Raw genomic sequence first — 8,402 nt, 5'->3', positions numbered from 1 at the left:
TGCTGAACGCCACGCTGAACGCGCTCGTGGATCCGTACCCGACGCGTTCGGCGATTTCCGAGACCGCCAGGTCGCTGCGGCGGAGCAGGTCTTTGGCGATCTGCATGCGCCAGGTGAGCAGATAGGTCATCGGCGCCACGCCCACGGTTCGCGTGAAGCGCTCGAAGAACGCGGAACGCGAAAGCGCCGCGGCGTTCGCCAGTTGATCCACGGTCCAGGAGCGGCCGACGTCCGCGTGCATGCGCTTCAGTGCGTGCGCCAGACGCTCGTCGCCGAGTCCTCGCAGGAGTCCGGGCGGCGAGCTGGCGGCGGTCGCCGAGCGCATGGCTTCGATGAGCAGCAGTTCCGCCAGGCGCGACAGCACGTAGTCGCTGCCCGGTCCCTGTTGCGCGGATTCTTCGCCGGTCATGCCTACCAGGGTCGAGAGCCGCGTGGAATCTCGCACGTGCACGACGCGCGGCAGCAGGGAAACGAGAAGGCCGGGATCGGCGTTGCCGAACTCGAATGAGCCACCGAGCGAGCGCATGTCAGGCTGACCGCGACGCTCGCCGTAGCGAACCTCGCTGCGGCGGCTCGCCATCTGGTTGGGGTCGAGATGGACGGGCGCCGCCGGCGAGAAGCTTGAAATCGTGAACGCGGGCGTCGTCGGCAACAGGACGAAATCGCCAGCACCTATCGTGATCGGCGCATGCCCGTCCACGGCCAGCAAGCAGCTTCCTTTCAGGAAAATGCAAAAGCTCGGCTTGCCGAACCCGGTGTAGCGTACTGCCCAGCTGCCTTTTCCACTGATCACATTGGCGAATACCGCACGCGGGTGCAGAAGGCGAACGACTTCGGACAGTGGGTCGCTCACGCTGGACGCTCGCTAAACGAAATTGGATTTTTGATTATCGATCATCCCGCGGCCGTGATCTATCGTTGCTCCCGACAACCACGATCACGGAGAACGACTTGAAGACTGTACTCATCACCGGCTGCTCATCCGGCTACGGCCTGGAGACCGCACGTCATTTTCTCGCGCAGGGTTGGAAGGTCGTTGCGGCCATGCGCAGGCCGCGGCCGGACCTGTTTACGGAATCGCCGGACGCGAGCGTTCTTGCATTGGACGTGACCAACGCCGACAGCATCGCTCGCTGCGTCCACGAGGCCGGTTCGATCGACGTACTGGTCAACAATGCCGGCATCGGTCTGTTCGGCGCGTTCGAGGCCACACCGATGTCGACCATCCGCGATGTCTTCGAGACCAACACGTTCGGCGTGATGGCCATGTGCCAGGCCGTGATTCCCCAGTTCCGCACACGGCGAGCAGGCGTGATCGTCAACGTCACTTCCAGCACGACGCTCGCTCCGTTTCCGCTCGTCGCCGCATACACCGCGAGCAAGGCCGCGGTCGAGGGATTCACCGCTTCGCTGGAGCACGAACTGAAGAGCTTCGGCATCGCCGTCAAACTCGTGGAACCGGGGTACGGCCCGTCGACGAGCTTCACCGCAAACGGTCAGGAGCGCATGCAGGGACTCATTCCCGAGCCCTACGAGCCGTTTGCGCACAGCATCATCGCAGGCATGAGCCAGCTGGCTGCGATGACGAACGCTTCCGACGTGGCCGAGGGTGTCTGGCGCGCGGTCAACGACACGTCGGGCCGGTTGCATCATCCGGCGGGTGCCGACGCCGTCGCGCTGGCGAAGCAGCGGCATTTCCGTTGAGTCGCAAGACATCCGACGGCCCGTGCTGCCTGCAACGGGCACCGGCCATCGGCCGCAGTCGCGCTTATCCGCCCGCCATCGACGCGCTGTCGATCACGAAGCGGTATTTCACGTCGCTCTTGAGCATGCGTTCGTAGGCCTCGTCGATCTGCTGCGCGCTGATCATCTCGATCTCGGCGACGATGCCCTTGTCGGCGCAGAAATCGAGCATCTCCTGTGTTTCGGCGAGGCCGCCGATCAGCGAACCGGCGATCGTGCGACGCGCGAAGATCAGGTTGGCGATGTTCGGCGTCGGGTGCGGATGCTCCGGCACGCCGACCAGCACGAGCGTGCCGTCGCGCTTGAGCAGCGCCGTGAAGGCATCGAGCGAGTGGCTGGCCGCGACCGTATCGAGGATCACGTCGAAGCTGCCGGCGTGTGCGCGCATCTCGTCCTTGTTGCGTGAGACGACGACCGCGCCTGCGCCGAGGTCGAGCGCATCCTGGCGCTTGCCTTCCGAGGTGGTGAACGCTACGACCTCGGCGCCCATCGCATGGGCGATCTTGATGCCCATGTGGCCCAGGCCGCCGATACCGACGATACCGACCTTCTTGCCCGGACCGACGTTCCAGTGCCGCAGCGGCGAATACGTGGTGATGCCTGCGCACAGCAGCGGCGCGACCGCGGCGAGCTGCGCCTCCGGATGGCGGATCTGCAGCACGAACTTGTCGTCGACGACGATGCGCTGCGAGTAGCCGCCGAGCGTATGTCCCGGCGCGTCATCCGTGCGGCCGTTGTAGGTGCCGATGAAGCCGTTCTCGCAATACTGTTCGAGGTTGTCCGCGCACGACGCGCAGCGCTGGCAGCTGCCGACGAGACAGCCGACGCCGACGACATCGCCGATCGCAAAGCGCGTGACCTCGCCACCGAGCGCGCTGACGCGGCCGACGATCTCGTGTCCGGGGACGCAGGGATAGCGCGTGCCGCCCCATTCGGAACGCACCGTATGCAGGTCGGAATGGCAGACGCCGCAATAGGCAATGTCGATCTGCACGTCGCGCGGACCGGGCGCGCGGCGCTCGATGTCCATCGCCTGCAGCGGCTGGTCGGCGGCATGGGCGCCATAGGCTTTCGTGGTCATTCGATCACTCCTCGGGATGATGGCGGGCTAGCCCGCCTGTACGGTCTGCGCCAGCCGCACGAAGGCCAGCGGTTCGAGCTGTTCGGCGCGCACGCGCGGATCGATGCCGGCGGCGCTGATCTGCTCGGCGCTGACCACGTCATGCAAGGCGTTGGACAAGGTCTTGCGGCGCTGACCGAAGGCGTGGCGCACGATGCGCGCGACCAGCGCGGGGTCGGCGCCGTGGCGGCGCTCGGGCGGCAGCGGCGTGAGCCGCACAACGGCGGAATCGACCTTCGGCGGCGGATTGAACGCGCCCGGCGGCACATTGATCAGCGGTTGGACGCTGCAGCTCAGCTGCAGCATCACACTGAGGCGGCCGTAGACCTTGCTGCCGGGATCGGCGGCCATGCGGTCGACGACTTCCTTCTGCAGCATGAAGTGCATGTCGACGATGGCGTCGGCGTGATCCAGGCAGTGGAACAGGATAGGGCTGGATATGTTGTAGGGCAGGTTGCCGGCGAGGCGCAGCGGATTGCCTGCGGCCAGCGCGGTGAAATCCACCGTCAGCACGTCGGCGTGGATCACGTCGAGTTTGCCGATGCCGGCAGAGGCCGCCTGGATGCGCGGGATCAGGTCACGGTCGAGCTCGATCACGGTGAGGTGGCCATGCTCGCGCAGCAGAGGCAAGGTGATGGCCCCTTCGCCGGGGCCGATCTCGACCAGGCGCTCGCCGGGCCGCGGCGCGATCGCCTGCACGATGCGCCGGATGATGCCGGGGTCGTGCAGGAAGTGCTGGCCAAATTGCTTTTTGTGTACATGTTTGCCGGCCGTCGAACTGGGATAGGCAGGCGGGAATGCGGGCGGATAGCGCTTCAAACGGGAGCCTCGGGCGGCGGTGCGAGCGGCGAGGAATTCGCCAGCTCTTCGACGAGCCAGGTGCGGAACTGCTGCACCGACGGCTTTTCGGCATGGGATTCCGGACAGACCAGATAGTACGCGTAGTAGGCCGGTATGCGCAGGTCGAACGGTGCGACCAGCTCGCCGCTGGCGAGGCGGTCACCGGCCAGCGAGCTGCGCGCGAGTACGACGCCCTGGCCCTGGGCGGCCGCACGCATGGCCAGTTCGGTATCGTCGAAGATCGCGCCGCGGCGCGGTTCGGTGGTCTGCACGCCGGCGGCGGAGAACCAGCGCACCCAGTCGTGCTGGCGCATCTGCTGCTTGATCCGCACCAGCGGCAGGTCGAGCAACTGTGAGGGATGCTTGATCTTGCGCCGGGTCAGCTTCGGGCTCAGCACCGGGAACAGCTCGTCGTCGAGGAGCTTCTCGCAGCGCAGGCCGGGCCAATGTCCGCTGCCCCAGCGGATCGCGACGTCGACGCCATCGTTGCGGAAGTCGGCCAGGCCGATCGAGCTTTGCAGGTTGAACTCGACGTCCGGATGCCTGGCGAGGAAGCCGCCGAGGCGGCCGACCAGCCAGGCCGCGGCGAACGACGGCAATACGCTCAGCGTCAACACGTTGCCGGCGGCGCGTTCGCGCACGCGTGTTACCGTGGCTGCGAGTTCGTTGAGTGAATCGCGCACGCCGATCGCGAGCTGCTGGCCGGCATCGGTGAGCCAGGTCTTCTTGCCGCTGCGCTCGAACAGTTTGAGGCCGAGTTCGTCTTCCAGCGCCTTGACCTGCAGGCTGACCGCGCCGTGGGTCAGGTGCAGTTCCTCGGCTGCGCGGGTCCAGTTGAGGTGCCGCGCGGCGCACTCGAAGATGCGCAGCGTGCGCAGGGCGGGCAGATGTTGCCAGGCATGCATCGGTGAGTTTTCCTGACGGACCGGGGCAGAAACTATCGATTTTTGCGCAGGCGCGCCAGGCATAGCATGCGAGGCCTCTGGCGCTGTGCTGTCGTGACCGACGTACGCGCCCCCGCTGCGAGAGGGACTGTGTGATGAATGCCGGAATGCTGTTGCGGATGCTTGCCCTGGCCATGATCTGGGGTGGCTCCTTCCTGTTCATGCGAATCGCCGTGCCGGAATTCGGCACGGGCTTCACGGCGGCCGGACGCATCGCGCTGTCGGCGCTGGTGCTGTTCGCGTTCGTGCGCCTGCAGGGTCTCGATCTGGACTGGCGCCGCAACTGGCGTGGCTATGCCTGGATCGGCGCGCTGAGCGCCGGGGTGCCGTTCGTGCTGTTCGCCTTCATGGCGCATCACCTGCCGGCCGGCTATTCCGCCGTGCTCAATGCGACGGTGCCGCTTTTCGCCGTGCTGCTGGGCTGGTATCTGCAGCGCAAGCGGCCCTCACTGTCCAAGCTCGCCGGTGTCGCCGTCGGCCTGGCCGGCGTCGTGACGATCGCACGCTTCGGCACGGTGACCCTGACCGCGGCAACCCTGCTCGCGTTCGCGGCGGGACTGTCCGCAGCGGCGCTGTATGCGCTCGGCGCCGCCGAACTTCGCCGCCTGTTCAGCGGCACCGATCCGGTCGTTACTGCGACCGGCAGCCAGATCGGCGCGGCGCTGCTGCTCTCGCCGCTGCTGGTTGGCAACCTGCCGGCGCGCGTGCCGACGCTGGCGCCGGGCCTCGCCCTCGTCGCGCTCGGCCTGGTCTGTACGGCGATCGCATTCGTCGTCTATTTCCGCCTGCTGCGCGATGCCGGACCCGAGCGCGCGACCACCGTGACCTTTCTCGTGCCGCTGTTCGCCCAGGTCTGGGGCGCGTTGTTCCTGCATGAAGCGATCACCGCGGCGAGCCTCGTCGGCCTGGGCCTCGTGCTGCTGGCCGTCATGCTGGTCTTCGAGAAGCTGTGCTGGCCGCAGCGGCGCGCAGTGCTGGCCGCGGCGGCTCTGGCACCCTGCGCCGGCAAAGACGGCTGAGCGCGAAACGCGTACCGACCCCTCCCACCCTCGACCGGGGAGGGTGTCCGCTTACGCTTCCCGATTCCCGATTCCCGATTCTGGCGAGCGCACCCGCGCGAGCTCCAGCGCAAGGCGCGTCGCCGCCAGCAGGCTGCCCGCATCGGCGACACCGCGGCCGGCGAGATCCAGCGCCGTGCCGTGGTCGACCGAGGTGCGGATGAAGGGCAGGCCCAGGGTCAGGTTTACGGCATGGCCGAAGCCCAGCGCCTTGAGTACCGGCAGGCCCTGATCGTGATACATCGCAAGCACCGCGTCGGCCTGGGACAGCGGCCCGGGCAGGAAGGCCGTATCGGCCGGCAGCGGTCCACTGAGCTGCCAGCCCTCGGCACGCAGATCGGTCAGCAGCGGCTGGATGATGTCGATCTCTTCGCGGCCCAGATGGCCGCCTTCGCCGGCGTGCGGATTCAGGCCGAGCACGAGGATACGCGGCTGGGCCAGGCCGAACTTGCGCTGCAGGTCTGCGTGCAGGATGCGCAGCGTGGACTCCAGGCCTGCCCGAGTGATCGCCGCGGGCACGGCCGACAGCGGCAGATGCGTCGTCGCCAGTGCGACGCGCAGGTTGCCCGCAGCCAGCATCATGACCACGTCCGCACCCGCGCGCAGCGCGAAATACTCGGTATGGCCCGAGAACGGGATGCCCGCATCGTTGATGATGCTTTTCTGCACCGGCGCCGTGACGACCGCATCGAACTCGCCGGCCATGCAGCCATCGGCCGCGCGGGCGAGGGTGGAAAGCACATAGCCGGCGTTGGCGCGATCGAGCTTGCCGGGCGTGGCGATGGCCGCCGCTTCGATCGTGATCGTGCGCAGGCTGCCAGCGGCGCGATGCTCGCGCGGCGCGCCGTCGTCTTCGTGCAGTTCAAGGGCCAGGCCACGACAGCGCGCCGCGGCCTGCAGCAGCTGGGTGTCGCCGATGGCGATGAGATCAGCGGCGATGTCGCTGTGCGCGAGTTCGGCAACGAGCTCCGCGCCGATGCCGGCCGGTTCTCCGAGGGTGATGGCTAGACGGGGCAGAGGCATTTGAGCGGGAAAGAGGGGGAGAGGAGTGAGAAATGGGTGGGTGAGGCGAGGCTGCGTGAAGTCCGCTCTCGCTCTTACTCGTTTCTCACTCCTCTTCCCTCATTTCTGGGCTTCAGCCGCTGACCGGCTCGCCCTTGGTGTCGTAGCCGACGAGACGGTATTCGATGTAGGCCTCGGCCTTGAGCTGGCGCAGCATGTTCTCGAATTCGTCCTCGGCCTTGCGCTGCTGTATCGCCTCGCGCGCCTGGGCGCGGCGGGTTTCGTCGGTGCGGTCCAGTTCGCGCATGCCGAGGCGCTTGACGAAATGCACGCCGGCGTTGCTGCGGAAGATCTGGCTGAGCTCGCCGTCCTTGAGGTTGGAGATCACCTCACCCACCTGTGGCCCGTAGGTGTCGATCGGGAACCAGCCCATGTCGCCGCCGGCGTTCGCGCTGGTGGCGTCTTCCGAGTTGGCCTTGGCCAGCGTGGCGAAGTCTTCGCCAGCCTCGATACGGCGGCGCAGATCGTTGATCTTCTTGTCCGCGTCGGCCGCACTGACCAGTTCGCTGATCTTGATCATCATGTGCTGGGCGTGGAACTCGGTCACGAGCTGCTTGCCCAGCTCGCGCTGGTCGACCAGCTTGAGGATGTGGAAGCCGCTGGGGCCGCGCACGGCTGGCGATACCTGGCCGACGCTCATGCCCTGCAGCAGGTCGCTGAACATTTCCGGCACCTGGTCGTGGCGGCGCCAGCCCAGATCGCCGCCTTCGAGCGCGTCCTGCGCATCGGACGAACGCATCGCGACGGACGCGAATTCCTGGCCGCCGGCGACTTCCTTCTGCACGCGCTCGGCTTTCTCGCGCGCGGCCTGGATCTGCTCGGCGCTGGCGCCGTCGGGCACGCCGACGAGGATGTGGGCCAGGCGCACTTCGCCGGTCTTCAGGCTGTTGCCGGCCAGCATGATGTCGATCTCGGCATCGCTGACCTGGGCTGACTGGGCCACGCGCTGGCGCAGGCGCTGGGTGACCAGTTCGTCGCGCAGGTTGCGGCGGAATTCCTCATACGACAGACCATCGCGGGCGAGCGCGCTGCGCAGCTGGTCGACGTCCATCTTGTTGGTGCGGGCGATATTGGCGACGGCCTGGTCGATCTCGATGTCGCTGATGCGCACGCCGCTCTGGCTGGCCTTGGAGACCTGGAGCCGCGTGATGATGAGGCGGTCCAGTACCTGGCGTTCCAGCACGGGTCGTGCCGGCAGCTGCTGCGGATTGCGCTGGTACTGGGCGAGGACCTGGCTCACGGCACGGTCCAGTTCGCTCTTGAGGACGACTTCCTCGTCGACGACAGCGACGATGCGCTCGAGGGTGCCGTCGTCGGGCACGGAGGACTGCGGGCGCTGCGGTTCGGGTGCGGGGTTGAGCAGCTGCGCCTGGGACGGCGCGGCGGCCGCGAACAGGGTGGTCAACAGGGCAAACGCGAGCGCGGGCTTATTCATCGCAGATCCGTGTGGAAGCTTGGGATTGCCGCAGGCCGGGGCCGGCTGCGGACGGGGCGACGAGTGTGCACGGCGCCCCGGACTGGTGCCTGAACGCTCAGGCACCAGTCCGACTAGGAAATCTATTCGAAAGTCGACATCGGCTTTTGACTCTGGAGCCCCCTTGAGTCAAGGGGGTGAAGAGTGATCGCTCAGAACCG

8 protein-coding genes are annotated in these 8,402 nt (G+C 67.1%); 2 read left to right on the top strand and 6 right to left on the bottom strand.

Annotated elements, in window-relative coordinates:
- Positions 1–853: AraC family transcriptional regulator (locus tag RUU78_RS13570; protein WP_313917443.1), on the bottom strand; the 853-nt coding region annotated here is incomplete at its 3' end.
- A gap of 98 nt (positions 854–951) precedes the next feature.
- Between RUU78_RS13570 and RUU78_RS13565 the strand changes: the two genes are divergently transcribed.
- On the top strand, positions 952–1,704 hold the full coding sequence (locus RUU78_RS13565) for an SDR family oxidoreductase (RefSeq protein WP_313917441.1): 753 nt from the start codon (positions 952–954) through the stop codon (positions 1,702–1,704).
- Positions 1,705–1,768: 64 nt separating this feature from the next.
- Here RUU78_RS13565 and RUU78_RS13560 read toward each other — a convergent pair whose 3' ends face one another.
- The 3 genes from RUU78_RS13560 to gcvA are packed head-to-tail and all read right to left on the bottom strand — an operon-like array spanning position 1,769 to position 4,608.
- Positions 1,769–2,824, bottom strand: a complete 1,056-nt coding sequence (locus RUU78_RS13560; protein ID WP_313917439.1) for an NAD(P)-dependent alcohol dehydrogenase — start codon at positions 2,822–2,824, stop codon at positions 1,769–1,771.
- A gap of 27 nt (positions 2,825–2,851) precedes the next feature.
- Complete coding sequence (gene rsmA / locus RUU78_RS13555) at positions 2,852–3,682, bottom strand: 16S rRNA (adenine(1518)-N(6)/adenine(1519)-N(6))-dimethyltransferase RsmA (RefSeq protein ID WP_313917436.1); 831 nt, start codon at positions 3,680–3,682, stop codon at positions 2,852–2,854.
- On the bottom strand, positions 3,679–4,608 hold the full coding sequence (gene gcvA, locus RUU78_RS13550; protein ID WP_313917434.1) for a transcriptional regulator GcvA: 930 nt from the start codon (positions 4,606–4,608) through the stop codon (positions 3,679–3,681). The genes rsmA and gcvA overlap by 4 nt, the downstream gene beginning before the upstream one ends.
- Before the next feature lie 134 nt (positions 4,609–4,742).
- Here gcvA and RUU78_RS13545 point away from each other — a divergent pair, with 134 nt between their 5' ends.
- A complete protein-coding gene (locus RUU78_RS13545; RefSeq protein WP_313917432.1) occupies positions 4,743–5,666 on the top strand; it encodes an EamA family transporter in 924 nt (307 codons plus the stop codon).
- A gap of 51 nt (positions 5,667–5,717) precedes the next feature.
- Here RUU78_RS13545 and pdxA read toward each other — a convergent pair whose 3' ends face one another.
- Together pdxA and RUU78_RS13535 are read right to left on the bottom strand one after the other, a co-directional pair.
- Entirely contained in the window at positions 5,718–6,728 is a 1,011-nt protein-coding gene (gene pdxA, locus RUU78_RS13540) for a 4-hydroxythreonine-4-phosphate dehydrogenase PdxA (RefSeq protein WP_313917431.1), read from the bottom strand.
- A 112-nt stretch (positions 6,729–6,840) separates the two neighbouring features.
- Complete coding sequence (locus tag RUU78_RS13535; protein WP_313917429.1) at positions 6,841–8,202, bottom strand: peptidylprolyl isomerase; 1,362 nt, start codon at positions 8,200–8,202, stop codon at positions 6,841–6,843.
- Positions 8,203–8,402 lie beyond the last annotated feature (200 nt).

Source organism: Tahibacter sp. (assembly GCF_032229445.1).
Classification (GTDB): Bacteria; Pseudomonadota; Gammaproteobacteria; order Xanthomonadales; family Rhodanobacteraceae; genus Tahibacter.
Note: the sequence above shows the minus strand (reverse complement) of the source record. Positions and strands in the feature narration are given on the sequence as shown.